Raw genomic sequence first — 1,335 nt, forward strand, 5'->3', positions numbered from 1 at the left:
GACTTCGGCGGCATCGGCCACGCCTTCCTCGCCGATCGCAACGGCCAGGTCATCGTCAGCCCCGACAAGGACCAGTTGATGAAAAACCTCAAGGACATCTACCCCGATGCCGCCTTGAAGGTCGAGCCAGGCATGCAGGACGTCACCCTCAACGGCCAGGATCGGATCATCTCCTTCGCTCCGGTCGAAGGCCTGCCTTCGGCGCAGTGGTACATCGGTCTGTCCATCGACAAAGACAAAGCCTACGCCGCACTGAGCCAGTTCCGTACCTCGGCGATCATCGCCATGCTCATCGCCGTGGCCGCCATCGCCGGCTTGCTGGGCCTGCTCATCCCGGTGCTGATGCGCCCGCTGACCACCATGGGCCGCGCCATGCAGGACATCGCCGAAGGCGAAGGCGACCTGACTCGCCGCTTGGCGGTGCAGCACAAGGACGAGTTCGGCGAGCTGGCCACGTCGTTCAACCGCTTCGTCGAGCGCATCCACGCCTCGATCAGCGAGGTGTCCTCGGCCACCCGCCTGGTGCATGACCTGTCGGAGAAGGTGGTTCACGCCTCCAATGCTTCGATCATCGGCTCCGAGGAGCAGAGCATGCGCACCAACAGCGTCGCCGCGGCGATCAACCAGTTGGGCGCGGCCACCCAGGAAATCGCCCGCAATGCCGCCGACGCCTCGCAACACGCCAGCGGCGCCAGCGAGCAGGCCAACGACGGGCGTCAGGTGGTGGACGATGCGATCAACGCCATGACCGCGCTTTCGCAGAAGATCAGCGAGTCGTGCGAGCAGATCGAGACGCTCAACGCCAGCACCGACGAGATCGGCAAGATCCTCGATGTGATCAAGGGCATTTCCCAGCAGACCAACCTGTTGGCGCTCAACGCCGCCATCGAGGCCGCCCGTGCTGGCGAGGCCGGGCGCGGTTTCGCCGTGGTCGCCGATGAAGTGCGCAACCTGGCCCACCGCACCCAGGAGTCGGCCGAAGAGATCCACCGCATGATCACCAGCTTGCAGGTGGGCTCGCGCGAGGCGGTGTACACCATGAACGAAAGCCAGGTGTCCAGCGAACAGACCGTGCAGGTGGCCAACCAGGCGGGTGAACGCCTGGCCAGCGTGACCCAGCGCATCGGCGAGATCGACGGCATGAACCAGTCGGTGGCCACCGCCACCGAGGAGCAGAGCGCAGTGGTCGAGAGCCTGAACCTGGACATCACCCAGATCAACAGCCTCAACCAGCAAGGGGTAGAGAACCTCAACGAAACCCTGCGCCATTGCGATGCCCTGAGCCAGCAGGCGGGGCGGTTGAAGCAACTGGTGGGCAGCTTCAGGATCTGAAGC

The 1,335-nt window shown here is 64.6% G+C and carries 1 protein-coding gene; it reads left to right on the plus strand.

All coding sequences use genetic code 11. The features are described 5' to 3' along the window. The coding region (gene mcpA, locus HMPREF3173_RS00005) for a methyl-accepting chemotaxis protein McpA (RefSeq protein WP_070571015.1) at window positions 1-1,332 on the plus strand (1,332 nt) is incomplete at its 5' end. Between the last annotated feature and the right edge of the window lie 3 nt (window positions 1,333-1,335).

This window comes from Pseudomonas sp. HMSC08G10, from assembly GCF_001808425.1.
In the GTDB taxonomy this organism is placed as follows: Bacteria; Pseudomonadota; Gammaproteobacteria; order Pseudomonadales; family Pseudomonadaceae; genus Aquipseudomonas; species Aquipseudomonas guariconensis.